Below are 24,862 nucleotides of genomic sequence, written 5' to 3' on the forward strand. Positions count from 1 at the left end.
TCTATCTTCTAAGTATACCATTCAGACCAATGGTCCGGCTCGGCCTGAAACTCGCCCTCGGGGACGGGCAAAAGAACCGGTTTCCCTCCTTGAAGTCCCAGAGCGTAGATGTCAAGCACCCGGGAAAAGGAGTCAAACCAGAGGACCAAAACCGGTCGCCCGGCCCGGTCCTGGGTCCAGCCCCGCCCGGTCCGCTCCTCATCCCAATAGATGGGGCGCAACGGAGGAGAACCGTTGTCTTCCCAGCCCAGGGGCAGTTCCCAGACGGTCTCCCCCTGGGTGACCACCAGGGTGTAGGGATGCATTACCCCATCTCCCTCAAACCACTTGTCCGGCTCGGATTCGTTGCCGAAGTAGGTCTTCTCCGCCCGCAGCTCCACCAGCTCGTCCACGCCGTCCCCGTCCAGGTCCACCGACCAGCTATCCACCACCATGGGGTAGGGGGAGGCGGGGTCGTCCACGAAAAGCACCTCTGCGGGCTTGTCCGACACCGTCTTCAGCGCGGGAGCGGATCGATCCGCCGCGGGAGACTGGTCCGGCTGAGAAGCGGTCTCCCCGGCGGCGCACCCGGCCAGCAGGGCGGCGGCAAGGAACAAAACAGCGGGCGATTTCAGTCTCATAAGTAATATTCCTCTTTAGAAATACAATCCGTTGTTCTCCAGCTCGTCAATCAAGTCGCCCAGAATGTCCACGTTGTAGGGGGTGATGATGTAGGTGGAGATGGCCACCTTCTTGATTTTGCCCTCGTTGGCGTAGGAGACGCCGGCCAGAAAGTCCAGCAGGCGGCGGGCGATTTCGCCGTTGGTGGACTCCAGGTTGAGCACCACAGTGCGCTTTTCCCGCAGGTGGTCAGCGATGGAGGAGGCGTCCTCAAACCGCTCGGGCTTCACCAGCACCACCTGCAGCTGGGTGGCCGCCCGGATGTTGACCACCTTGTTGGAGCGGCGGTCGTCGTCAGGCGGGGAGGAGCTGTAGCTGCTGTAGCCGCCGCTGTAGCTGCTGTCCCGGGGAGGACGTTCGGCGGCGCGCTCCCGGCGCTCTACCGGGCGGGGGGAGACATCAAAGTCATCATAACCGTCATCTTCCTCGTCCTCGTAGGGGTGGGCCAGGCGCTTGAACTCGTCAAAAATTCCCATCAATGAATCCTCTTTTCCTCGAAGTAAATGAAATATGGGCAGATAGCCGCTCAGTGGGCGGACCCCGTCATGGGGGGACGGGGCCCGAAGAGAGCGGTGCCCACCCGAACCAGGGTGGCGCCCTCGGTGATGGCGTCCTCATAGTCGCCGCTCATGCCCATAGATAGACAGTCCACAATACTATGATTATCCGCTATTTTCCCTATTATGTCAACAAGAAAATGGCGCATTTGGGCAAAATATTTTCGGTTATCCCCCGAAACCGCTGCAACAGGCGGGATTGCCATCAGTCCCCGCAGCCGGACGTGGGGGCAGCTCAGGGCTGCCTCCGCCAGGGCGGGCAGCTGCTCGGGCAGGATGCCCCCCTTGCTCTCCTCCCGGGCCACGTTCACCTCCAGCAGGATGTCCTGGACCAGGTCCAGCTTTTCCGCCTGTCCGTCGATGGCCCGAAGCAGCTTTTCCGAGTCCACCGAGTGGATGAGGGCCACCTTGCCCACCACCTGCTTCACCTTGTTGGTCTGGAGGTGGCCGATAAAGTGGACCTCCGCCCCGGCATAGGCGCCGGCGGCCAGATGGGCGGTGAGTTCCTGCACCCGGTTCTCGCCGCAGACTCGAATCCCGGCGGCAATGGCGGCGCGGATGGCGCTGTCGGTCTGCACCTTAGTGGCGGCGCACAGCGTGACTGAGGCGGGGTCCCGCCCGGCGGCGAGGGCGGCGGCGGCGATCTTGTCCTGCACCGCCTTGACGTGTTGGGTCAGATCCATAAAAAATTCCTTCTCTCTATCTGGAATGGAGGTTATCCCTCCAGGCGCAGTCCGTCCTGGAGGCCGGTACCGTGGATGATGATGGCGTCTCCGTCCCGCAGGACCTTGCGTCCCGAGCCCACGGGGCGGATGACGTAGTAGTGGTCGCCCTCGTGTACGATGGCCGTCTCACGGAATTCGGCCCGGCCGTTGACAAAGGCGTACACGCCAGTTTTGGTGGTGGTGACCGGAGGCTCGCTGGAGTCCTCGCCGGGCTCCTGGGTGAACTCCACCAGATGGAGGGCCTCCTTGGGGATGCGCAGGCCGGACCAGCTCTCAAAGATGAGCTCTACCGTCTGGCGGCGCAGAAGGGTGGTGAGGGTCAGGTAGCGGTTGGAGGAGAAGACCACCAGGGTGAGCCCCCCCTCAGTGGGACCGATGCGGTCTACCGACATCTCCACATCCCGGTTCAGCTCCCCGGAGAAGCGGAGGACGGCGGTCTCCCCCTCCTTCAGCCGGCCGGCCGCCTCCTTGGGCAGGTTGGCGGCGAAGTACCAGGTGTTGGAGGTGATCAGCTTGCCCATGGAGCCGCCGTCCTCCCCGGCGGGCAGGTCGATCAGCTCCTGCAGGGCGGAGGGGGTGAGCTGGAAGACGCTCTCCGAGGTCAGGCGGCTCTCGTAGCCGTCGACCAGGCTGGAGAAGACGCCGGGCACCGGAGCGGTGATCCGGGTGGTGGCGCTGGCGGACTGGCGGGTGAGCACGGCCAGCTCGGCCCGCAGGGTCTGCAGCTGGGTGGACAGGCCGGCGGAGGTGAGGTCCTCCCCGTAGGTGTAGCCCCGCTTCAGCACTCCGCTCTTGACGGCCATGGCCTGGGCGCGCAGCTGAGTGTAGTCGCCCAGGGCGTAGGAGGCCCGCAGGTCCACCACCGACTGGAGGATGTCCTCATCCAGCCGGGCGGCGGACTCCAGGTCGCCGGGCTGGGCGATGGCCTCCTCCAGCAGCTGGATGTCCATCTCCAGCTCCTCGATCTGGGCCTGGCTGGCCTGGGCCTGGCTGTCCCGGTAGACCAGCGCCACCTGCTGGCCCTTGCCCACCTTCTCCCCCTCGGCCAGGGTGATCTCCAAAATGCCGTTCTGGGCGGGGAGCAGCAGAGCGTCCCGCACCACCAGGCCGTCCGCAATGACGCTGTCGTTGGCGGTGTAGGAGTAGACCTGGGCAGTGCGGTAGGGCTCGTTTAACACATGAAAAACGTAGTAGCCGAAATAAAGGGCCAGCACGGCGGTGAAGGCCAGAATAACAAAGGTGATCAGGGATTTGCCTTGCTTCATAGGGGTTCTCTCTTTCTGTGGGGATGGGTCACTCCTCGGTCAGGGGCACCGGGCGCTCGGGCACAATGGTGGAGATGGCGTGCTTGTAGATGATCTGCTGCTTGCCGTCGCTGGTGAGGACGACGGTGAAGGCATCAAAGCCGGTGATGCAGCCCCGCATCTGGAAGCCGTTCATCAGGAACATGGTGACGGTCCTCCGCTCCCGGCGGACCTGGGTGAGGAAGATGTCCTGGAGGTTGTTGATTTTCTGCATAATATGTAGCACTCCTTTTTCTTTACGGCGGGAGCCTGTCCCGCCTGAGTGCTGTTATCATATACCAAATTCTTCCAAATATGCTGTCGAACGGTGCAGGACGTCCGCAAAATTTGGCTCGGCTTCCCACAAAAGGGGCTTGGCCGCCTGATTACGCCGGAACCAGGTGCGCTGCCGTTTGGCATACTGCCGGGAGCGGAGCTTGATTTCCTCCGCAGCGGCGGCGGTATCGCCGTCCCCCAGGAGGGCGGCGGCCATCTCCTTGTAGCCAATGGCCTGCATGGCGGTGCAGGTCAGGGGGACGCCGCTGTCCAGCAGTCCCTGGACCTCCTCCGCCAGGCCGTCCGCCATCATCCGGTCCACCCGGCGGCCGATACGGTCCCACATGTCCTCCCGGCGCTGAAAATCCAGGTTCAGGGTGAGCGCGTCGTACCGGGGCGGAAGGGCTTTGGTCTCCTTGTTGTGCTGGGTGATGGTCGTTCCGGTGGTCTGCCACACCTCCAGCGCCCGGATGATCCGTTTGGCGTCGTTGGGGTGGAGGCGGGCGGCGGAGTCCGGGTCCACCTGGGCCAGCTCCGCCAGCAGGGCCTGTCCCCCCTTCCGGGCGTAACGCTCCTCCAGTCCCGCCCGGAGGGGACTGGCTTCGTCAAAAGCGGCGAAGGTCCGCCCGGACAGCAGGGAGTCGATATACAGCCCCGTCCCCCCCGCCAGGATGGGCAGTCTGCCCCGGGACAGCACTCCGTCCACACAGGCGGCGGCCATGTCCACGTAGCGGGCCACAGAAAAATCCTCCCCCGGGTCGGCCACATTGATCATGTGGTGGGGGATATTTTGCATCTCCTCCGGGGTGGGCTTGGCGGTGCCGACGTCCATGCGGCGGTAGATCTGCATGGAGTCGGCGGATACCACCTCACCGCTGTACCGCTTGGCCAGCTCCACCGCCAGCCAGGTTTTCCCCGAGGCGGTGGGGCCGGTGATAACTAAAATTTTGGGGGGCATGGTATCACCTCCAATGCTTCTGCCCGTTTACCCTCCGTGTTGATAAAGGCTTATCAACTTTTTTCGTCAAAATGACTGAATGGACAGTTGCTCATAATGAGCGATTGCCAGATAAACTGAAATTTCAGATTTGGATGTTTATGCTAAGAAACTTACAACAATAGCAAACGTACAAACTACTAATGTTCCCACACCAAACACGACTATCACGTTCTTTGCCTTTTTATCTCCGTTAACAGCCGTATCGATTCTATCAGCCAATAACACACACACGATAGATGCTATCATTAACGGTACAGAAATTAACAACACAGAAAATTTTACCATACGTTTCCTCCCAACAATTTCCAATTATTGTCAGTGTCCGGCTCCATCAATACAAAAGGTAAAAGGGACCATGCTTCTGCGGGGTTCCGTCTGGGGGGCCGGCTGATGCTGGAGGCCCTCACGCCCGCTTGAACTGCTTTTCCAGCTCCTTTTTGGTCAGCTCGATGGCCACCGGCCGGCCGTGGGGGCAGTATTTCACCTGTCCGGACATGACGGCGGCGGCCACCCGCTCCAGCTCCTGGGGGGCGGAATGCCAGCCGCCCTTGATGGCCGCTTTGCAGGCCATGGTGTGGAGCAGCTCGTCCCGTGCGGCGGCGGGGTCGGCGGAGCCGGTGGCCAGCAGCCTCTGGGCCAGCTCCTCCAGGGCGGCGGGGATATCGGCGGCGTCCAGATAATCGGGGGCCTGGCGTACCGCCAGGTCGGCCCCCAGCTCGTCCGCCTCAAAGCCGAACTCCTCCAGCAGCTCCCGGTGGGCCAGCAGCACGTCCCGCTCCTGGGGGGACAGGCGGCAGACGGCGGGGGAGAGCAGGGTCTGGGCCATGGGGTCGTAGCCCTCCGCCTTCATCCGGTCGAAGTTCATCCGCTCGTGGGCGGCGTGCTTGTCGATGAAGCAGACCGTCTCCCCCCGCTCTACAATGATGTAGGTGTTCAGCACCTCTCCGGCCAGACGCCAATCCGGCTCCTTGTAAGGGAGGAGGCTCTGCTCCTCCGTTCCGGACGCTGGCGCAGTGTGCGGAGCGGGCAAGTCTTGGGAGACCAGGGTTACGCTGCATCGCTCCCTTTGTGAACTGTGCTCCTCCGCCCTCTGCGGGAGCGCCTCCCTTTCAAAGGAGGCTTTCTCCCCTGTGGGGGGACGGGAGATTGTCTGCCCGCCAGAGGGCGGCGTATAGGTGCTGTCGTGGACCTGGACCACAGTGGGAACGGGCGGCGGGACCGGAGGGGGAGCCTGGGCCGGCCTCACCGGCGTGCTGATCGGGATCTGGTTGGGGGTGACGGAATCCTGCCTCCGCACCCCGGGAAGCTCGGTGTTTTTCAGCACCGCCTGGGGGTGGGAGGAGTCCCCCTCCAGGGCGGACAGCACGGCGTGGTAGACAGCGGAGAACACTGCCCGCTCCGCGCCGAACTTTACCTCGGTCTTGGCGGGGTGGACGTTTACGTCCACCGCGTTTAATTTTGTCTGGAGATGGAGGACACAGCCGGGGAATCTGCCTACCATCCGCTGGTTTTTGTAGGCCTCCTCCAGGGCGGCCATCATCAGGGGGGACTTCACCTGCCGTCCGTTGACGAAGAAGAACTGCCAGCTCCGGCTAGCCCGGCAGCAGGCGGGCATGGAGGCAAAGCCGGTGACGGTCATGTCCTCCCCGCTGGCCTTCACCTCCCGGAAGCCCAGGGCCAGCTCCCGGCCCAGCACGGCGTAGACGGCGCTTTTCAGCTGCCCGTCCCCGGGAGTGAGCAGCTCCTGCCTGCCATCCCGGATAAACTTGACGGACACCTCCGGGTGGGACAGGGCCACCCGCTGGACCACCGCGAAGACGGCGGCCCCCTCGGCGGCGTCCTTTTTCATAAACTTCAGCCGGGCGGGGGTGTTGAAGAACAGGTCCCGCACCACCATGGTGGTGCCCAGGGGACAGCCCGCTTCCTCAAGCTCACCGGAGGCGCCCCCCTCCAGCCTGAGAGAGGCCCCCAGCTCAGCCTCCGCCGTCCGGGTGAGCACCTCAATGCGGGACACAGCGGCAATGGCGGCCAGAGCCTCCCCCCGGAAGCCCAGGGTGCCGATGGCCTCCAGGTCGTATTCGGTGCGCAGCTTGCTGGTGGCGTGGCGGAGAAAGGCAGTTTTCAGCTCAGAGGCAGGGATGCCCTTCCCGTCATCGGTCACCCGGAGGAAGGTCAGCCCGCCGTGGGCGATTTCCACCGCCACCGTGGAGGCTCCGGCGTCGATGGCGTTCTCCATCAGCTCCTTGGCCACGGAGGCGGGCCGCTCTACCACCTCACCGGCGGCGATCAGGTCGGCTACATGGGGGGCTAATATTTGGATGTTTGGCATAGTTCACCTCAATTTTATCTCATTTTGCAGGGACCTGGGGTCCACCCAGGCCTGCCCGGGCCGCTCCTGGTCCAGAAAAATTTTTGCGGTAGAGCCCACCGGCTCGTCCCACAGGAAGGTGCTGCGGACCGTGTAGGTCTGCCCCTCGTAGCGGTACTCGCACAGGACGGTCCAGGGGTGGCGCTTGCGTCCGTCCGCGCTGCCGCAGCTGACGGTGATATGGCGGGTGGTCTTGACTACCAGCCCCTGCACCGGAAATCCCCCGCAGCGCAGCCACTCCCGGCGGCGGCCCTGCAAATTGGCGATGAACATGCAGGGCATGGCGGCGAAGAACAGGAGCAGTCCCGTCACCCCCAGCATCCAGGGTTCCCCGCTTCGCATAGGGATGGCAATGACATACCCCAGCCCGAAGAGCAGCACGAAGAAAAAGGCCAGCGCGGACAGCACGATGGTGACAATCTCCAGCCGGCTGGCCGGACGGCGCAGGTCCATAAAGTAGTGGGTATGGAGATACACGGCGGATCACCCCCTGGGTTCCTTTGACTTTAAACGGTCCCTGGGGTCGTCCACCAGGCCCAGCAGGTAGTCGGAGGACACCTGGTAGTGCTCGCAGATTAGGGCGATCTTTTCCGCTGTGGTGGTGTTGATGCCTTTTTCCATGGCACTGACGCGGCTCTTATTAATAGAAAGAACCTCACATAGTTGCGCCTGCGTTTCTCCGGCGTTTAAGCGAATTTCTTTTAATCGTTGTCCGAAAAGTTCTTTTGAAAACATCATAAACTCCCTTGACAAGTTTCGAAAAACGTACTATCGGAGGGTTGTGCATGAAAAACATCTTACGTGAAATATTCGATGATGAATACGATATTACCCTGAAGCGGGACAAAAGGCAACGGGAATTGGATTTGGAACCCTGTGAAGAGTGGGATAAGGTGAAACGAATGTTTGGAGGTGAATTTGTGGACCGTCTCCTGGAGCTGGAAGGAGAACGGGAGGACTTCCAGGCGTTCCACTATTATCAGGCGGGCTTTCGCCTGGTGGTCCGGCTGATGCTGGAGGCCCTGGGGGTCTAGCCCCCGTTCAAATCCTGCTTCAGCTCGGCCAGCAGGTTCAGCGCCTCGATGGGGGAGAGGATGTTCACATCGGTCATGCGCAGCTTTTTCAGAACGGTCTCCCCGCCCAGGTCCATCAGGGACACCTGGTCCTCAGCGGGGGCTGAGGCGGTGGGAGCGGGACGCCAGTCCTGGCTCTCCAGCTCCTCCAGAATCGCCCTGGCCCGTTTGACCACCCGGTCGGGCACCCCGGCCAGCTTGGCCACCTCCACGCCGTAGCTCTCGTCCGCTCCGCCCCGGACGATTTTTCGCAGGAAAATCACGTCGCTGCCCCGTTTTTTGGCGGCGATGTTGTAGTTCTTCACCCCGGGGACGGTCCCCTCCAAGGCGGTAAGCTCATGGTAGTGGGTGGCAAAGAGGGTCTTGGCTCCCAGCCGCTTCTTGTCGGCGCAGTACTCCAGTACCGCCCGGGCAATGGCCATCCCGTCATAGGTGGAGGTCCCCCGGCCGATCTCGTCCAGAATGAGGAGGGACTTGCGGGTGGCATGGTTGAGCAGGGCGGCCACCTCGGTCATCTCCACCATGAAGGTGGACTGGCCGGAGGCCAGATCGTCGCTGGCCCCGATGCGGGTGAACACCCGGTCCACCACCCCGATGTGGGCGGAGCGGGCGGGGACAAAGGACCCCATCTGGGCCATGAGGGTGATCAGGGCCACCTGGCGCATGTAGGTGGACTTGCCCGCCATATTGGGGCCGGTGATGATGGCGGCCAGGTCGTCCCCGCCGTCCATATGGGTGTCGTTGGGGACGAAGGGGGCGCCCTTCAGCATTTTCTCCACCACCGGGTGCCGCCCCTCCACAATGGTCAGCGCGTCGGAGCTGTCCACCTGGGGCATACAGTAGTGGTTGGCGGCGGCCACGGCGGCGAAGGAGCACAGCACATCCACCTGAGCCACGGCGGCGGCAGTCTTCTGGAGCCGGTCCACCTGCTGGCAGACGGCCTGCTTCAGCTCGCAGAACAGCTGATACTCCAGGGCGGTCACCTGGTCCTGGGCGGAGAGAATGGCATGCTCCAGCTCCTTCAGCTCGGGGGAGATGTACCGTTCGGCGTTGACGGTGGTCTGCTTCCGGGTCCAGTGGCCGGGGACCAGCCCGGTCTGGGACTTGGCCACCTCGATGTAGTAGCCAAACACCTTGTTGGAGGTGATCTTCATGTTTTTGATGCCGGTCTGCTCCTTGGTCTTGACCTCCATATCGATGATATGGCCGTTGGCGTTGTCCAGCAGGTCCCGCAGCTCGTCCACCTTGGGGTTGTAGCCGGAGCGGATGAAGCCCCCCTCCCGCACGGAGAAGGGCAGGGCCTTTTCCGCCTCGTCCCGCAGGCCCCGGTCCAGCAGGTCCCGCAGCTGGGGCAGGTCGTCCAGCTGGCCGCGCAGGGACTGGAGCAGAGGGGAGGGGCAGTGGTCCAGCAGCTCTCGGATATGGGGCAGCCGTCCCAGTCCGGCGGACAGGGCGGCCAGGTCCCGGCACCCGGCGGAGCCGTAGACCACCCGGCCGGTCAGCCGCTCCAGGTCGGTGACCTCCCGCAGGGCCAGGGCCAGCTCCTCCCGGGTGATGGCGTCCTCCACCAGATCGGCCACCCCCTGCTGCCGCTTTGCGATCCTGGCCGGGGAGAGGAGGGGCCGCTCCAGCCAGCCCCGCATGAGCCGTCCGCCCATGGCGGTTTTGGTCTTGTCCAGCACCCACAGCAGCGAGCCCTTCTTGTCCTTGGACCGCATGGTGGCGGTGAGCTCCAGAGTCTGCCGGGCGGTGAGGTCCAGCTCCATGAACTGGCCGGCGGTGTAATAGGTGAGGGCGGAGATGTGGCTCAGGTCGGTCTTCTGGGTCTCATACAGGTAGGCCAGCAGGCCGCCGGCGGCCTGGATGGCGGCCTCGTCCCCCTGGGGGATGCTGTCCAGGCCGGTTTTGAACTGCTTTTCCGCCAAGGGCCGGGCGGTTCCGGCGCGGAAGCGGGCCTCGCCGCCGTTTTCGCACAGGCAGCCCAGCCGCTCCTTGAGGAAGGGCACCAGCCCTTCCCGATTCCAGGCGCGGTCGGACAGAACCGCCTCGGCGGGGTGGAAGCGGCCCAGCTCGTTTTGCAGATGGCCGAAGCCCTCCTCCCCCGCCGGGAAGGAGGAGGCGTACACCTCGCCGGTGGAGATGTCGCACAGGCACAGGCCGCAGGCGGCGGAGTCCATGTAAATGGCGCAGATGTAGTTGTTTTTCCCCTCTTCCAGCATGGAGGAGGCAATCACCGTGCCGGGAGTGACCACCCGGATGATGTCCCGGTCCACCAGCCCCTTGGCCTGGGCGGGGTCCTCGGTCTGTTCGCAGATGGCCACCTTGTAGCCCTTGGCGATGAGCCGGGCGATGTAGCTGTCGCAGGAGTGGTAGGGAACGCCGCACATTGGGGTGCGCTGTTCCGCCGGCTTGTTCCGGTCCCGGGTGGTGAGGGTCAGGTCCAGCTCCTTAGACACCAGCTTGGCGTCCTCGTTGAACATCTCGTAAAAATCTCCCAGCCGGAAGAAAAGGATACTGTCCGGGTTCTGGGCCTTGATGTCCAGATATTGCTGCATCATAGGGGTGATTTCCGGCATGGGAAGTTACCTTCTTTCTCTTTGAAAGGCCGCGCGGCAGGCGGCACGTTTACCCTTACGGCAATGTTTATGGTTACGTTCATGAGGCTCTAATTGCACGGAACCGTACAACTAAGGCGCCAGATTATGCCAGCTCCCCGAACAGCGACCACTTGTTGCTGCCGGTAATCTTCACCTCCCGGAACTGGCCCAAGGCGGAGGGGTCCCCCGCCACCCGGACCAGCCGGTTGCCCGGGGTGCGGGCGGTCAGGCCATACCGGGCGTCGTCGGACAGGCCGTCGATGAGGCAGCGCAGGGTTTTGCCTGTATAAGCGGCGTGCTTCTCCTCGGAGATGGCGTCCTGGAGGGCGGTGAGGCGGTTGAAATTGGCCAGCTTCTCCTCGCGGGACATGGGGTCGTCCATGGAGGCGGCGGGGGTGCCATGGCGGGGGGAGTAGATGAAGGTGAACAGGGCGTCGAAGCGGACCTCCTCCAGCACCTTGAGGGTGTCCTCAAATTCCTCCGCCGTCTCCCCGGGGAAGCCCACAATGATGTCGGAGGTGAGGACGATGTCGGGGATCAGGGCCTTGAGGGCCTTGATCTTTTCCAGATACTCCGCCCGGGTGTGGCGGCGGTTCATCACCTTCAGGACCCGGTCGTTCCCCGCTTGGAAGGGCAGGTGGAGCACCGGGGCCACCTTTTCGCACCGGGCCATGGTCTCAAAGAGTTTTTGGGTGGCGTCCTTAGGGTGGGAGGTCATAAACCGGATGAGGAAGTCGCCGGGGATGGCGTTGACCTGCTCCAGCAGGGCGGAAAAGTCCATGGGTTTCTCCAGGTCCTTGCCATAGGAGTTCACGTTCTGGCCCAGCAGGGTGATGTCCTTATATCCCTCCTCCACCAGCTGGCGGACCTCGGCCAGGATATCCTCCGGCCTGCGGGACCGCTCCCGGCCCCGGACGTAGGGGACAATGCAGTAGGCGCAGAAGTTGTTGCAGCCGTACATGATGGACACCCAGGCCCTGATGCTGTCCTGACGCACCACCGGGATGCCCTCAGCGATGGAACCGGCCTCGTCTTCCACGGAGAAGGTCCTTCCCCGCTGGGTGAGGAGCGCGTGGACCATCTCGGGAAATTTCCACAGGGCGTGGGGGCCGAAGACCAGGTCCACATGGCGGTAGGATTCCCGCAGCTTTTTGGCCGCGTGGGGCTGCTGCACCATGCACCCGCACAGACAGATGAGCTGCTCTGGGTGCCGCCGCTTCACGTGGACCAGTGCGCCCACGTTGCCGAACACCCGCTGCTCTGCGTGCTCCCGGATGGCGCAGGTGTTGATGACAATGATCCGGGCCCGCTCCTCGTCGTCGGTGAAGCCGAAGCCCATCTGCTTCAGATAGCCCCGGATGCGCTCGGAGTCGGCCTCATTCTGCTGGCAGCCGTAGGTGTCCACAAAGGCCAGACGGGTTTCCTCCGGCCACTGGGCCGCCAGCTGGGCCACCGCCCGGCAGTGGGCCAGCTGAGCCTGGACCTCGGCGGAGGAAATAACAGTGGTGCGATCCATAAAAAACCTCCTGCGGAAAAAGCTTGATAACAATGTATTATACTATTTTCCACCGAAAAACACAAGTGGCTGTGAAAGGGAAAAAGGGAGGGATCACCCAGGTGACGGCGCGGCTGGAGCAGGGAGCTTTGGGCCTGGCCGGCGGGGAGCTGTCCTTCCAGGGGGGTGTCATATCCGTCCTGCGCTCCTCATAGACTGGGTACAACAACAGCTTACGCAGGATAAGGAGTGATACCATGGGGAACAGGATGGGACGTGCCCTGCGCCGGGGTACGGCGCTGGGGCTGGTACTGGCGGCGGCTTGGGGGGTGAGCCTGACGGCGGATCTGAGGGGCGTCAACAGCAGGCTGGCCGCCCTGGGGGAGGAACCCGCCCTGGCGGCCGCCCTGATGGAGGCCCAGCTGGGGGAGCTGCCCGGCCGGGAGAAGGGACTGACCGGCTGGGGCCGCCTGCTGCTGCGCAGCTCCCCGCTGCTGGCGGCGGGGGAGGAGCCGGTGCTGGACCTCCGGGCCGGACAGGAGGAGACGGAGCCTCCGGAACCCCCCGATGAGCTGGACAGCGGCGGCGAGGACGAGGAGCTGCCCGATCTGGAGCCCGCTCAGAACGGCGAACGGATCGTGGAGATGACCGGCCAGGGCAAGGAGGGCAGCCTGTACCTCCGCGACGGCGGGGTGTACGTCTACAACCGCACCGGCCAGGAGCTGGACTCCTCCCTGCTGGGTGAGGGGTCGGTGGACGTCCCCCTGGGGGAGGGGCCGCAGATCCTGATCGTTCACACCCACGGCAGCGAGGCCTACTCCATGAGCGACGGGGACGTCTATGAGGAGAGCGATCCCTACCGCACCACCGACTGCACCCACAACATCGTCCGGGTGGGGGAGGAGATGGCCACCGTCTTCCGGGCCTACGGCTTCCAGGTGATCCACGACACCACCCTGTGCGACTACCCCGCCTACAACGGGGCCTATGACCGATCCAAGGCGGTGGTGGAGCAGTGGCTGGAGCAGTACCCCACCATCAAGGTGGTGCTGGACGTCCACCGGGATGCTTTGGTGGGCAGCGACGGGGAGATCTACAAGATGGTGTCCACCGAGGCGGGGCAGAAGGTGGCCCAGGTGATGATGGTGCTGGGGACCGATACCAAGGCCGCACACCCCCGCTGGAAGGACAACATGGCCTTTGCCCTGGTCCTCCAGCGCAATCTGGTCAGGGGGTATGCCAGTCTGGTCCGGCCAACGGTGCTGCGCACCAGCCGGTACAACCAGCAGCTGTGCCCCGGCTCCATCCTGGTGGAGGTAGGGGGCCACGGCAACACCCTCAGCGAGGCCATCGCCGGGGGACGGCTGTGGGCGGACAACGTGGCCCGGACTCTGCTGGAGATGAAGGGATGACAAACCCGCCGGGAATCCCCGGCGGGACATTTTTTATTCCTCGACAAGTTTCCGCAAAAAAATGGACAGGCCCCCGCTATACTGGAAGAAATTGGAATGGAGGGGAACGATATGGGAGACTGGCACAGCCGCTCGGCGGCCCAGGTGATGAACGAGGTGAACAGCCGGTCCCAGGGCCTCACCGAGCGGGAGGCCGCCCAGCGCCTGGGAACGTACGGCCCGAACCAGCTGGCCCAGCCCCAGCCGCCCAGCCTGCTGATCCGCATCCTGGGCCAGCTGAAGGACCCTATGATCCTGGTGCTGCTGGCGGCGGCCGCCCTGTCCCTGCTGGCCAGCGGCGGGGAAGACTGGCTGGACGGGGTGATTATCCTGGTCATCGTGGTGGTCAACGGCATCATCTCCATCACCCAGGAGGACCACGCCCAGCAGGCGCTGGAGGAACTGCGGCGTATGTCCTCCCCCCAGGCCAGCGTGCTGCGGGAGGGGGTGCCCCACCGGGTGGCGGCCTCGGCGCTGGTGCCGGGGGACGTCATCCTCCTGGAGGCCGGAGACCAGGTCCCGGCGGACGCCCGCATTTTAGAATGCAGCCGGCTGCAGGCAGACGAGTCCGCCATGACGGGGGAGTCTGTGCCGGTGGAAAAGCAGGCTGTGGACCGCCTTCCGGCGGACACCGCCCTGGGGGACCGGAGCAATATGCTCATCTCGGGCACACTGATCACCGCTGGACGGGGGACCGCAGTGGTGGTGGCCACCGGCATGGAGACCCAGATGGGTCAGATCGCCGGGCTGCTGCTGGAGAGCGGCGAGGGGGACACCCCCCTCCAGAAGCGGATGGGGGAAATTTCCAGATCCCTGTCCTTTCTGTGCCTGTCCGTGTGCGCGGTGATGTTTGGCGTGGGCTTGTTCCAGGGGAAGGGCCTGCTGGATATGTTCCTCACAGCCGTCTCCCTGGCGGTGGCGGCCATTCCGGAGGGTCTGCCCGCCATCGTCACCATCGTACTGGCCCTGGGAGTTCAGCGGCTGGCGGACCGGAACGCCATTGTGAAAAAGCTTCCCGCTGTGGAGACGCTGGGCTGTGCCGGGGTGATCTGCTCCGACAAGACAGGCACCCTCACCCAGAACCGGATGACGGTCCAGCAGGTGTGGCTCACCCCCGGCGCCCGGCGGCGGGACGCCATGCTGGCGGGAGCCCTCTGCTCCGACGCCCGGCTGGCCTGGAAGGCCGGGGCGCCCACCGCCTCCGGCGATCCCACCGAGGGGGCGCTGGTGGTGGCCGCCGCGCGGGACGGGGTGGACCAGGCCCGGGAACTGGAGCACTGGCCCCGGGTGGGGGATATCCCCTTCGACTCCAGCCGCAAGCTGATGACCACCATCCACATCGATCCGGAGGGCGGCTGGGTGGCGCTGGTGAAGGGGGCCCCCGATGTCCTGCTGGACCGGTGTGTTAGCACCCCCAAGGGTCCCATGACGCCGCAGGACCGGGCCAGGGCGCTGGCTGCCAACGAGGAGATGGCGGGCAAGGCCCTGCGGGTGATCGCCGTAGCCCGGAAGAAGCTGCGCAGCCTGCCCCAGGAGCTGGAGCCCCGGATGGTGGAGAGCGGACTGACCTTTCTGGGGCTGTTTGGGTTGATGGACCCGCCCCGGCCCGAGGTGAAGGCGGCGGTGGCCAAGTGCCATCTGGCGGGGGTGCGTCCGGTGATGATCACTGGCGACCACCGGGCTACCGCCATCGCGGTGGCCAAGGAGCTGAGGATCGCCCAGCCGGGGGACTGGTCGGTGACCGGCGCGGAGCTGGATTTCATGCCCCAGGATCTGCTGGAGCAGGACATTGAAAAGTTTGCCGTATTTGCCCGAGTCTCCCCGGAGCACAAGATGCGCATCGTCCAGGCCTGGCAGAAGCGGGGACAGGTAGTGGCCATGACGGGAGACGGCGTCAACGACGCCCCCGCCCTGAAGGCCGCCGACATCGGCTGCGCCATGGGCAAAACGGGCACCGACGTGGCCAAGGGAGCGGCGGACATGATCCTCACCGACGACAACTTCTCCACCATCGTCGCCGCCATTGAGGAGGGCCGGGGGATCTACTCCAACATCCGAAAGGCCATCCATTACCTGCTCTCCTGCAACATTGGAGAAATTTTTACCATCTTCGCCGCCACCCTGCTGGGCTTTGGACAGATGCCTCTGGTCCCGGTGCAGCTGCTGTGGCTCAACCTGGTCACCGATTCCCTCCCCGCCCTGGCCCTGGGGGTGGAGCCAGTGGAGGAGGGGGTAATGGAGGAGGAGCCCCGCTCCGCCAGCGCCGGGCTGTTTGACAAAAAATTCTCCCTCCGCCTGGCCTGGCAGGGGCTGATGGTGGGCGGGCTCACCCTGGCGGCCTACTTTTTGGGCTTCACCCGGCTGGCCGCCCCAGGTATGGAGGGGGCGGCGGCCAACACCATGGCCTTCGCCACCCTGACCCTGTGTCAGCTGTTCCACGCCTTCAACGTCCGCAGCGAGGACCGCTCCCTGTTTGATCAGGGGATGCTGTCCAACCCGGCGATGAACCGGGCCTTTCTGGCGGGACTGGCCATGCAGCTGTCTGTGCTGCTCATCCCGCCTCTTCAGGGGGTATTCTCCGTCACCCCCATGACCCCCGCCCAGTGGTGTACCGTTCTGGCCCTGGCCGCCGCGCCGGTTCCCATCTGCGAGTGGGCCAAGGCCGCCGGCCGCAGACGGGCGGAGGAGCCGGAAAAGAGACCGGCCATAAAATAGCTGGAGCACAGCCCCACCGGCAAGCGCCTGGTGGGGCTGTTGTGATTCAGGGGAAGAAAACCGCCTCCCGCTCCCGGGAGGCAGTTTGCTTATTCCATAAAAAACACCGAACCTGACCGGGGCGGGAGGAGAAGGAGATAGGAGTCGTCGTCCTCCGACCGAAGGAACCCGGCCTGTCCCAAAACGAGGCGGGGCCTGCCCTCGTCCAGGGGGAAGAGCTGCTCCGTGTCGCCGGCGTTGAAGACGCACAGCAGCCGCTCCTCCCGGCTCTCCCGGAGGAAGGCCAGCAGCGGACCCTTGCCGCAGACGTACCGGATGGAGCCCCGGCGCAGGGCCGGGTGCTGGCCGCGCAGCCAGCCCAGGGCGCGGTACCACTCCAGAAGGTCGGTATCCTCGTGGCCCCAGGGGTAGGTCTGGCGGTTGAAGGGGTCCTCAAAGCCCTCCATGCCCGCCTCGTCTCCGTAATATATCGTGGGGGAGCCGGGAAAGCAGAACATCAGCAGGGCGGCGGCCTTCAGCAGCGCCCGGCCCCGGCAGCGCTGCCGGGCGGACAGCCGGAACTGAGCCCGCCACTCCCGGGACTGGTCCCGGTACTCGCCCCCTGCCCCCAGGAGGGTGATCAGCCGGGGGGTGTCGTGGGTGTCCAGGGAGTTCATGGCGGAATAGAAGGCGAAGGGGGGATAGTTTTCCCGGATGGCCTCCATCACCTTGACGAAGCCTTCGCCCCCGCCCCCCTGGAAGAAGGAGAGGATGGCGGAGCGGAGGGGATAGTTCATCAGCCCGTCGCAGTGCCCGCCCAGAATGTGCTTGCGGCGAACTCCGTAGGCCACCTTGGTGGAGCCGTCCTCCCACACCTCGCCAATGACCACCGCCTCCGGCTTTTCCGCCCGGGCGGCCTCGTGGATGCCGTGGACAAAGTCGTCCGGCAGCTCGTCGGCCACATCCAGCCGCCAGCCGTCCGCCCCGGCCCGGAGCCAGCGGCGGACCACGCTGTTCTCGCTGCCGAAGATGAAGTCCCGGTAGCTGGGATCATTTTCGTTTACGGCGGGCAGGGAGTAGATGCCCCACCAGCTGTCGTACTTCTGAGGCCACTGGGTGAAGCTGAACCAGGGGCGGTAGGGGGAGTCCCAGCTCTGGCAGGCCCCCGTCTCGGGGTAAAAGCCGTCCCCGTTGAAGTAGCGGCTGACAAAGCCGGTGTGGTTGAACACGCCGTCCAGCATCACCCGCATGCCCCGGCGGTGGGCCTCGCCGCACAGGCGGGAGAAGTCATCGTTGGTGCCCAGCATGGGGTCCACCTGGCTGTAGTCGGCGGTGCCGTAACGGTGGTTCTCCGCCGCCTCGAAGATGGGGTTGAAGTAGAGGGTGTTCACCCCCAGGCTTTTCAGGTAGTCCAGCTTGTCGATGATCCCCTGAAAGTCCCCGCCGAAGAAGTCCCGGTTGCGCACCTCGCCCCGGTCGTCGGGGCGGTACTCGGGGAACTCCTCCCAGCTCTGGTGGACCCAGCGGCCCCCCACCAGCCCCTCCGGATCGGGGACCTGGCTGCGGCAGAAACGGTCGGGGAAGATCTGATAGGTCACCCCCTCGCCAAACCAGGAGGGGACTTCCTCCGTCCCGTCATAGACCGTGAGCTGATAGGGGCCCAGGTCCTGGGTCCCGCCGTTCAGCTTGACCAGACGGAAGGAGTACCAGACCAGTCCCACATAGCCGGTGGTATCCAGCTCGGCGGAAAACAGATCCTGGCCCAGGTCGTGGCCCTGCCAGGGCATTTTCAGGATGACGGTTTCGTCGTACCGGCTCTCGAACCGGGCCGTCAGACTGGCGTGGGAGAAGGTCTCCGTCCGGGGCGGACGGAGGGTGAACTGCACCTGCGTTCCCGAGGCCACTGCGCCGTAAGGGGTTTTGTAACGGGGATCTCGGGAATCGTAGGTTGGCAAATATGGCATTGGTATCACTCCGCGTTCAGGGTAGGGATCAGTGGTAATGGTAGCTCCCGCCGCCGATGAACTCCCGCAGGAGGGAATCCCTGGCCACCAGGGCGGGGTCGATGGCCTCAAAGTGGTCAAAAGCGGCCACCAGGTCCAGCAGCTCGCGGTGGCGCTCGTTGTCCTCGGGGAGGTTTTTCAGGAGGGGAACGGCGTAGTTCTTCATCACCGGCACCTCATAGGGCAGGGAGGAGTCGAACACGATGTCGGCCCTGCTCTTGAAGGGGGAGATGTACAGCTTTTCTCCCCGGCGGACGTTGGCCCACATGTCCAGGGTCTGGGCCACCTCCTGGCCCCGGAAGCTGTAGTCCCGGACGGCCCGGCGGGTCAGCCGCATCCAGGTGCCCTTGAAGCGGAGGACCGCGCCCTCGTTCACATTGGAGCGGGCGGAGATGTACAGCTTGGCGGCCTCGGGATGGCGGCCGGTGATCTCGTCGTTCAAGGCGTGGATGCCCTCAAAGATGGCGATCTCGTTTTTTTCCAGCTTCAGGGGGGTGCCCAGGCTGTCGTTGCGCATCTGGCGGGCAAACTCGAACTTGGGGATGAGGATCTCCTCCCCCCGAGACAGGGCGGTGAAGTGCTGATCCAGCAGCTCGGTGTCCAGGCACCGGGGGGACTCGTAATCGATGGCGCCCTCCGGAGTGCGGGGGGCGGTCTTGGGGTTTACGGTGAGAAAGTAGTTGTCCATGGTTACCGCCCTGGAGTGTACCCCCCGGCGCTGGAGCTCCTCGGCGATCTTCATGGCGGTGGTGGTCTTGCCCGAGCCGGAGGGGCCGGACAGCAGCACGATGGGGCTGCGCTCCAGGTTGGACAGGATTCTGTCCGCCGCCAGAGACACCCGCTGGGCGTAGTTTTCGTCGCACTCGGCCAAAAATTCCGTCACGTCACTCCTGACGCGCTTGTTGATCTCCTGCAGCTGGTAGGCCATAGTATCCACTCCTCTAGTCTAGCGATAAAACGTCCGGATCTCCTTTTTCTGCGAAAAAACCTTGTCCAGGCTGGACAGATAATCCTGGGGGTACTTGGGATTGGTGAGGCGGAGGATCTCTCCGCCCCGGACGAGCTTGGTCACTCCGCCTGCCCCCAGGGAGACGACGGTGTGCAGCTCCTCCATCATGATGACGTTGTACAGGCTCTCGGCGCCTGGCTTGGCCCAGCCCACGTTCTCCAGCGAGCCCGACATGTACTTCTGCCGGTATAAATAATATGGGATATAACCGTGCGTTATGAGCGCCTGCCGGGACCAGTCCAGCATTTCGGCCACCTCCTCCCCGCTGGGAAGGGAGCCCCCCTCCTCCATCAGCCGGGAGCCCTTTTTCAGCGCCAGGGTGTGGACCGTAATGTTTTGGGGGTCCAGGGCAAGCACTCCGTTCAGAGAACTGCGGAAGCCGTCGAAGGAGTCCTGCGGCAGTCCAGCGATCAGGTCCATGTTGATGCAGGGGAACCCGATCCAGCGGGCCAGCTCATAGGCGGTTTGGATGTCCCCGGCGGAGTGCTTCCGGCCGATGGCCTCCAATACGTGGTCCTCCAGCGTCTGGGGGTTGATGGAGATGCGGTCCACGCCATGGGCATGGAGGGTCCGCAACGCCTCCTCGGTGATGGTGTCGGGCCGCCCCGCCTCCACGGTGTACTCGGTACAGCCGTCCAGGGGGAGACATTCTTGGCACTTGGACAGCAGCCGGTCCATCTGGCCCGCGGACAGGGTGGTGGGGGTGCCGCCCCCCATGTAGAAGGAGCGGATGGTCAGCCCCGCATCCTGGAGAACCTGGCCGGTCTCCTCCACCTCCCGGAGCAGCCCCTCCAGATAGGGCTCCACCAGATGCAGGGTTTTCCCCACGTCGGCGGAGACAAAGGAGCAGTAGACGCACCGGCTGGGACAGAAGGGGATACCGATATACAGCGACACCTGGCCGGGCGTCAGAGACCGCTGTACCTCCACGCTGGCTTTGGCGCAGTCCACCGCCAGCCTGGCCCGCTGGGGGGAGACAAAATACTCCTTCTTCAGCTCCGCCTCCGCCTGTTCCGGCGTCTTCCCGGCCAGGAGCGCGCGGGTGGGCAGCTTCACGGGCCGCACCCCGGTCAGCGCCCCCCAGGGGGGATGCACCCCCAGCAAGGCGGCACCCGCCTTGTAGAAGGCCAGCTTCAGGGCGTGCTGGACGGTGTGGTAGACCTCTTCCGGGGGCCGGTCCAGCTCCTCGGAGGGGAAACGGCTCACACCATTATAATATCCCCGGGGACGGAAAACCAGAACACTGATGTTGGTCAGCTTCTTCCCCCGGTGGAGAGTGAACACCGCCGCGTTGGCCTCGCCGCTCAGGTCCCGGGGCAGGGGGCCCTCCGGGTACTCGGGTTTCTCCCCCGGAAAGAGGGTGAGCATCATCTGCTCGGCGGCGTAGTGATACCGCTCCGGGGACCAGGGGAAGTTGGAGGTCTCAAAGTATAGCTTCATGGCTGACGCTCCCTTGTCTCGCTGCGGCCCACCAGATAGTCCAGGCTGACGTCAAAGAAGTCGGCCAGGGCCAGCAGATGATCGTATTCGGGATGGCGGCTACCCGCCTCGTAATATTGATATGCCCGCAGGCTCTGACTGAACTGTTCGGCCATTTCCACCTGTTTCAGGCCCTTCTCTTTTCGCAGGAGTTTCAGCCGTTCTCCTATATTTGCCATAAAATCCCCCCTGATATGAACATAACTTGCAAACACAATGGAGACGAACATAAATTGCGAATAGAGACAACGCCATGAATCAGACTATACTACAAACTTTATATCTTGACAACCTGGAAATTCCCGCTGAAATCGCGAAATTCTGCACTGCGATCCCGGAAGACGTCCAGGCGGAGCAGGAATATAACAGGGCAACAGCGGGGTGATTCACTTCAGCTCCATGCCCTGTTTCAGGTAGGGGTTGATTTTCCGCTCGGTGTCCAGGTCGGAGGTGTCCCCGTGGCCGGGGAGGACGTGGAAATTGCCCTCCAGCTTACCCAGGCGGCCCAGGGAGACCAGGATCTCCTCCCAGCTGCCCCCCCGCAGGTCGGTGCGGCCGCAGTCCCCGGCAAAGAGGGTGTCTCCGGTAAACAGCACGTCCCCCGCCTTAAGGGTGACCGAGCCGGGGGAGTGGCCGGGGGTGTGGAGCACCTCGATGGTGAGCGCCCCCAGAGGGAGGGCGTCCCCCTCGTCATAGAGCAGCAGGTCGTCCACTTGCCCCGCCAGGGGGAACAGACGGCTGCCCGCCCCGTTGGCGTCGGCCTGGTGGATGTAGATCTTCGCGCCGGGCAGTGCCTTGTGCAGCTCAGGCACGCCGGTGGTGTGGTCGTAGTGGCCGTGGGTGAGGAGGATATACTCCACCTGGACGTCCAGCTGGGCCAGAATGCGGTCCGCCTCGTCGCCGGGATCAATGACGGCGGCCTTTTTGCCGTCCTCCAAAATATAGCAGTTGGTGCCAATGGGGCCCACCTGCATCATGCTGACCTTCATACTTTACCTCCTGCTCAGTCAAAAAAACTCTCGTATCCGGAAAGGTCCAAACACTTTCCTTGAAATGCCCGTTCAAAAATCCCGATGACGGTGTCCAAATCCTTCCAGTGGTAGCACCGCTCCACCAGCGCCGGGCCGGATTCCCCGCTCCAGCCGACGCCGACGGTATAGTAGTCCTTGTTAGGCCCCTTCAGGGCGATGGCGCTTTGAATATACCAGTAGCGCTCGTTGTTTTTGGGGTCCTTCTGCTCCAGAATCAGGAAACTGTCGCCGTCCGGATACAACTCGGCCAAATCGTGTTCAATGTTCTCCCAGGTGAATTCCTGCAGGATGTTTCCGCCCTCGCTGAGCGTCCAGGGCCAGTCCGGATGGGGCTGGCTGGGGTCGAGCTTCTTTTTGCCGAAGAAAAATCCCATGAAAAGACCTCCCTATGGTTTCTCGGTGTCAAACAGGATGGTCACCGGCCCGTCGTTGATGGAGGCCACCTGCATATCCGCGCCGAACTGGCCGTGCTCCACCTGGAAGCCCCGCCTGCGGCACTGGTCCATGAACCGCTCGTACAGCGGGACGGCCAGATCGGGCTTGGCGGCATGGGAGAAGCCGGGGCGGCGGGAGGAGGTGTCGGCGTACAGGGTGAACTGGGACACCACCAGCAGCGACCCCCCTGTCTGTTCCAGGTTCAGGTTCATTTTGCCGTTTTCGTCCTCAAAGATCCGAAGATTGCAGATCTTTTCGGCCAACTTGTCGCAGACCGCCTCAGTATCCTCCGGGCCGACTCCCAGCAGGATCAGAAAGCCCTTCTCGATGGCGCCCTCCACCTGACCGTCAATAGTGACGGAGGCGGAGTTGACCCGGGTAACGACTGCACGCATGGAATCACATCCTTTTGTAATATATGCTGCTGGCGGGCTTGCCCCCGAAAGCCTCCCCCTGGGAAGGGAGCCTTTCCTACTTCCCGGACGCCCGCGCCACGTGGTACACGCCCTGAATATTGTTCAGCTTGTTGATGACCCCCTCCAGCTCGCTCTTGTCCTTCACCTCCACCACCATGGAGATGGTGGCGTGGCCGTCGGGCATGGAGCGGGCGGACAGGGCGGACACCTTCACCTGGGCGGTGGACAGGGCCATGGCCACATCCAGCGTCAGGTTGTCCCGGTCCTTGGCGGACAGCTCCAGGGAGGTCTTGTAGTTGGGCAGCTTGCTCTCCGCCCAGGACACCTTGACCCACCGGTCCCCCTCCTCCGCCTTGCGCTTGTCGGAGCGGGCGTTGGGGCAGTCACAGCGGTGAACCGAGATGCCGTAGCCCCGGGTGATGAAGCCGATTACCGGGTCGCCGGGGACGGGGGTGCAGCACTTGGCGAATTTTACCAGACAGTTGCCCAGCCCCTCCACAATGATGCCCGAGTCGGAGTGCTTGGGCTTGACCGGCCCATGGCTGTCTGAGGCGGCGGAACTGCCGGGCATGATGACGCTCTCCTCCAGGGTGCGGGCGGCGGCGGCCGCCTTCTCCGCCTGGAGGCGGCCCAGCCGCTGCAGCTCCTCCCGGATGCGGGCCACCGACTTGGAGGCGGTGGTGCCCCCATAGCCGATGGCGGCGTACAGCTCGTCCAGGGTGCCGCAGCGCAGCTTGTGGAGGATGTGGGGCAGGGTCTCCTCGGCGGTGATGGAAGCTAGGGGAATCTTGGCGTGCTTCAGCTCCGCGTCGAAGGCGGCCCGGCCGGTGGCGATGTTCTCCTCCCGGCGCTCCTTCTTGAACCACTGGCGGATCTTGTTCCGGGCCTCGTTGGACTTGCACAGCTTCAGCCAGTCCCGGCTGGGACCCTTGGCGCTCTTGGAGGTGAGTACCTCCACAATGTCGCCGTTGGACAGCTGGTAGTCGTAGGGGACCATCCGCCCGTTGACCCGGGCGCCCACCATGGTGTTGCCGATGGCGGAGTGGATGTTGTAGGCAAAGTCGATGGGGGTGGCTCCGGCGGGCAGGCTCTTCACGTCGCCGTTGGGGGTGAAGACGAAGACCTCGTCGGCGAACAGGTCCACCTTCAGGGTGCTTACGAACTCCTCCGCGTCGGCGTCCTGCTGGCTCTCCAGCAGCCTGCGCACCCACTCGAACTCGTGCTCCGTCCCCAGGTTCTTGTTGGCCATCCCCTGTTTGTACTTCCAATGGGCGGCGATTCCGTACTCGGCGGTCTGGTGCATCTCCCAGGTGCGGATCTGCACCTCAAAGGGAATGCCCTCCCGTCCGATGACGGTGGTGTGAAGGGACTGGTACATGTTGGGCTTGGGGGTGCCGATGTAGTCCTTGAACCGGCCCAGCACCGGCTTGAACATGTCGTGGATGCAGCCCAGCACGTTGTAGCACTCCGGGATGTCGCTGACGATCACCCGGAAGGCGTACAGGTCAAAAATTTCGTCCAGGGTCTTGTTCTGGGCGAACATTTTTCGGTAGATGGAGTAGATATGCTTCACCCGACCGTAGATGGTGCAGTGGAGTCCCTCCTGGGACAGGCGCTGCTCGATGCGCTGCTGGATGCCGGCCAAAAACTCCTCGTGGGCGGAGGAACGCTCAATCAGCTCGTCCTCGATCTCCTTGTAGCCCACCGGGTCCAGATAGCGCAGGGACAGGTCCTCCAGCTCCCACTTGACCTTCTGCATGCCCAGGCGGTGGGCAATGGGGGCGTAAATCTCCATGGTCTCCAGGGATTTTTCCCGCTGCTTCCGGGGGGACTGGTACTCCATGGTGCGCATGTTGTGCAGCCGGTCGCACACCTTGATGAGGATCACCCGGATGTCCCGGCTCATGGCCATGAGCATTTTCCGCAGATTCTCCATCTGCTCCTCTTCCTTGGTGACGAACTGCATCTTGGTCAGTTTGGTCACCCCCTCCACCAGCTCGGCCACCGTGGGGTTGAACTTTTTGGCGATCTCCTCGTGGGTGGAGGCGGTGTCCTCAATGCAGTCGTGGAGCAGGGCGGCCACCACCGAGTCCAGATCCAGCTCCAGATCGGCCACGATCTCCGCCACGGCGATGGGGTGGATGATGTAGGGTTCGCCGCTTTTGCGCAGCTGGCCATGGTGGGCGGTGTCCGCGTAGGTGAAGGCGTCAAACAGCCGCTGGGTGTCCAGGTTGGGCATGTAGGTGAGCACCTTTTTTTCCAGGCTGTGGTAGCGTTCTAAAATGGGGTCCATAAAATCACCTCGGTGTG

Annotated in this window: 24 protein-coding genes; 4 read left to right on the forward strand and 20 right to left on the reverse strand. The window is 63.8% G+C overall.

Annotated elements, in window-relative coordinates; translation table 11 throughout:
• Positions 1-8: 8 nt before the first annotated feature.
• From VV088_RS17760 to VV088_RS17805, 10 genes are all read right to left on the reverse strand, one after another.
• On the reverse strand, positions 9-620 hold the full coding sequence (locus VV088_RS17760; RefSeq protein WP_334602011.1) for a hypothetical protein: 612 nt from the start codon (positions 618-620) through the stop codon (positions 9-11).
• 15 nt (positions 621-635) lie between these two features.
• A complete protein-coding gene (locus VV088_RS17765; protein WP_334602012.1) occupies positions 636-1,136 on the reverse strand; it encodes a cell division protein SepF in 501 nt (166 codons plus the stop codon).
• 50 nt (positions 1,137-1,186) lie between these two features.
• Complete coding sequence (locus VV088_RS17770; RefSeq protein WP_334602013.1) at positions 1,187-1,900, reverse strand: YggS family pyridoxal phosphate-dependent enzyme; 714 nt, start codon at positions 1,898-1,900, stop codon at positions 1,187-1,189.
• Positions 1,901-1,932: 32 nt separating this feature from the next.
• Complete coding sequence (locus VV088_RS17775) at positions 1,933-3,207, reverse strand: HlyD family efflux transporter periplasmic adaptor subunit (protein ID WP_334602014.1); 1,275 nt, start codon at positions 3,205-3,207, stop codon at positions 1,933-1,935.
• Between the two features lie 28 nt (positions 3,208-3,235).
• Entirely contained in the window at positions 3,236-3,463 is a 228-nt protein-coding gene (gene hfq / locus VV088_RS17780; protein ID WP_334602084.1) for an RNA chaperone Hfq, read from the reverse strand.
• A gap of 54 nt (positions 3,464-3,517) precedes the next feature.
• The gene (miaA, locus tag VV088_RS17785) at positions 3,518-4,459 is read right to left on the reverse strand and encodes a tRNA (adenosine(37)-N6)-dimethylallyltransferase MiaA (protein ID WP_334602015.1); all 942 of its coding nucleotides are present in this window, start codon (positions 4,457-4,459) and stop codon (positions 3,518-3,520) included.
• A gap of 138 nt (positions 4,460-4,597) precedes the next feature.
• Positions 4,598-4,786: a protein CrcB-like protein gene (locus VV088_RS17790; RefSeq protein WP_334602016.1), complete on the reverse strand. Its 189-nt coding sequence runs from the start codon at positions 4,784-4,786 to the stop codon at positions 4,598-4,600.
• Positions 4,787-4,904: 118 nt separating this feature from the next.
• Positions 4,905-6,830 carry a DNA mismatch repair endonuclease MutL gene (gene mutL / locus VV088_RS17795; RefSeq protein ID WP_334602017.1) on the reverse strand — a complete coding sequence of 642 codons (1,926 nt, stop codon included), beginning with the start codon at positions 6,828-6,830 and terminating at the stop codon, positions 4,905-4,907.
• 3 nt (positions 6,831-6,833) lie between these two features.
• Positions 6,834-7,346 carry a DUF3592 domain-containing protein gene (locus tag VV088_RS17800; RefSeq protein WP_334602018.1) on the reverse strand — a complete coding sequence of 171 codons (513 nt, stop codon included), beginning with the start codon at positions 7,344-7,346 and terminating at the stop codon, positions 6,834-6,836.
• Positions 7,347-7,352: 6 nt separating this feature from the next.
• Positions 7,353-7,607 carry a helix-turn-helix domain-containing protein gene (locus VV088_RS17805; protein WP_334602019.1) on the reverse strand — a complete coding sequence of 85 codons (255 nt, stop codon included), beginning with the start codon at positions 7,605-7,607 and terminating at the stop codon, positions 7,353-7,355.
• 47 nt (positions 7,608-7,654) lie between these two features.
• On the opposite strand from VV088_RS17805, the gene VV088_RS17810 reads away from it, so the two are divergent.
• The gene (locus VV088_RS17810) at positions 7,655-7,903 is read left to right on the forward strand and encodes a hypothetical protein (RefSeq protein ID WP_334602020.1); all 249 of its coding nucleotides are present in this window, start codon (positions 7,655-7,657) and stop codon (positions 7,901-7,903) included.
• Here the strand turns inward: VV088_RS17810 and mutS are convergent.
• Together mutS and miaB are read right to left on the reverse strand one after the other, a co-directional pair.
• The gene (mutS, locus tag VV088_RS17815) at positions 7,900-10,518 is read right to left on the reverse strand and encodes a DNA mismatch repair protein MutS (RefSeq protein WP_334602021.1); all 2,619 of its coding nucleotides are present in this window, start codon (positions 10,516-10,518) and stop codon (positions 7,900-7,902) included. The genes VV088_RS17810 and mutS overlap by 4 nt on opposite strands.
• Positions 10,519-10,642: 124 nt before the next feature.
• Positions 10,643-12,055, reverse strand: a complete 1,413-nt coding sequence (gene miaB, locus VV088_RS17820) for a tRNA (N6-isopentenyl adenosine(37)-C2)-methylthiotransferase MiaB (RefSeq protein ID WP_334602022.1) — start codon at positions 12,053-12,055, stop codon at positions 10,643-10,645.
• A 71-nt stretch (positions 12,056-12,126) separates the two neighbouring features.
• Here miaB and VV088_RS17825 point away from each other — a divergent pair, with 71 nt between their 5' ends.
• The 3 genes from VV088_RS17825 to VV088_RS17835 all read left to right on the forward strand — a co-directional run bounded on the left by VV088_RS17825 (position 12,127) and on the right by VV088_RS17835 (position 16,200).
• Positions 12,127-12,249, forward strand: a complete 123-nt coding sequence (locus tag VV088_RS17825) for a hypothetical protein (RefSeq protein ID WP_334602023.1) — start codon at positions 12,127-12,129, stop codon at positions 12,247-12,249.
• 42 nt (positions 12,250-12,291) lie between these two features.
• Positions 12,292-13,446, forward strand: coding sequence for a stage II sporulation protein P (spoIIP, locus tag VV088_RS17830; protein ID WP_334602024.1), 1,155 nt, complete (start codon positions 12,292-12,294; stop codon positions 13,444-13,446).
• Positions 13,447-13,557: 111 nt separating this feature from the next.
• Positions 13,558-16,200 (forward strand): cation-translocating P-type ATPase, encoded by a 2,643-nt coding sequence (locus tag VV088_RS17835; RefSeq protein WP_334602025.1) that lies wholly within the window; start codon positions 13,558-13,560, stop codon positions 16,198-16,200.
• Positions 16,201-16,289: 89 nt separating this feature from the next.
• Here the strand turns inward: VV088_RS17835 and VV088_RS17840 are convergent, their stop codons facing one another.
• The 8 genes from VV088_RS17840 to VV088_RS17875 all read right to left on the reverse strand — a co-directional run bounded on the left by VV088_RS17840 (position 16,290) and on the right by VV088_RS17875 (position 24,845).
• Positions 16,290-18,143, reverse strand: coding sequence for a glycoside hydrolase family 13 protein (locus tag VV088_RS17840; protein ID WP_334602026.1), 1,854 nt, complete (start codon positions 18,141-18,143; stop codon positions 16,290-16,292).
• Between the two features lie 28 nt (positions 18,144-18,171).
• A complete protein-coding gene (locus tag VV088_RS17845; RefSeq protein ID WP_334602027.1) occupies positions 18,172-19,110 on the reverse strand; it encodes a uridine kinase family protein in 939 nt (312 codons plus the stop codon).
• Between the two features lie 18 nt (positions 19,111-19,128).
• Positions 19,129-20,631, reverse strand: coding sequence for a coproporphyrinogen dehydrogenase HemZ (gene hemZ, locus VV088_RS17850; RefSeq protein ID WP_334602028.1), 1,503 nt, complete (start codon positions 20,629-20,631; stop codon positions 19,129-19,131).
• Positions 20,628-20,849, reverse strand: a complete 222-nt coding sequence (locus VV088_RS17855) for a helix-turn-helix domain-containing protein (RefSeq protein ID WP_334602029.1) — start codon at positions 20,847-20,849, stop codon at positions 20,628-20,630. The genes hemZ and VV088_RS17855 overlap by 4 nt, the downstream gene beginning before the upstream one ends.
• Positions 20,850-21,056: 207 nt before the next feature.
• Positions 21,057-21,659 carry an MBL fold metallo-hydrolase gene (locus VV088_RS17860; RefSeq protein ID WP_334602030.1) on the reverse strand — a complete coding sequence of 201 codons (603 nt, stop codon included), beginning with the start codon at positions 21,657-21,659 and terminating at the stop codon, positions 21,057-21,059.
• Between the two features lie 14 nt (positions 21,660-21,673).
• On the reverse strand, positions 21,674-22,075 hold the full coding sequence (locus VV088_RS17865; RefSeq protein ID WP_334602032.1) for a hypothetical protein: 402 nt from the start codon (positions 22,073-22,075) through the stop codon (positions 21,674-21,676).
• A 12-nt stretch (positions 22,076-22,087) separates the two neighbouring features.
• Positions 22,088-22,531: a D-aminoacyl-tRNA deacylase gene (dtd, locus tag VV088_RS17870; RefSeq protein WP_334602033.1), complete on the reverse strand. Its 444-nt coding sequence runs from the start codon at positions 22,529-22,531 to the stop codon at positions 22,088-22,090.
• Positions 22,532-22,607: 76 nt separating this feature from the next.
• Positions 22,608-24,845, reverse strand: coding sequence for a RelA/SpoT family protein (locus VV088_RS17875; RefSeq protein ID WP_334602034.1), 2,238 nt, complete (start codon positions 24,843-24,845; stop codon positions 22,608-22,610).
• Positions 24,846-24,862: the final 17 nt, after the last annotated feature.

The sequence above is a fragment of the Lawsonibacter sp. JLR.KK007 genome, assembly GCF_036941135.1.
In the GTDB taxonomy this organism is placed as follows: Bacteria; Bacillota; Clostridia; order Oscillospirales; family Oscillospiraceae; genus Lawsonibacter.